This window comes from Streptomyces lothianensis (assembly GCF_047779955.1).
GTDB lineage: Bacteria > Actinomycetota > Actinomycetes > Streptomycetales > Streptomycetaceae > Streptomyces.
The window spans coordinates 1-229 of record NZ_JBLMKT010000177.1; the positions used below are offsets into that span (position 1 = coordinate 1).

General features: G+C 70.7%; 1 protein-coding gene. It reads right to left on the reverse strand.

From position 1 onward, the window contains the following. On the reverse strand, positions 1–229 hold a 229-nt coding region (locus ACLF6P_RS30125), incomplete at both ends, for a hypothetical protein (RefSeq protein WP_415954606.1).

Below are 229 nucleotides of genomic sequence, written 5' to 3' on the forward strand. Positions count from 1 at the left end.
AGGCGTGAGTGCGGGCTGTGGTCGGCGGCCAGCCACTGCTGAAGCCGGGTGAGGGCGTCCGATACCTGGGTGTGGACGGCGGCCATCACGTCCTGCCCGGTGGTGGTGCCCTGCACCTCCAGGACCTCGGTTGCCGGGGCCTCGGACGGGGTCGGGACGTGCGCTGCGAGTGTTTGCCAGGTCAGGCGGAACAGGGAGTCCGAGGAGGAGGTGTTGACCTGGTCGGCGG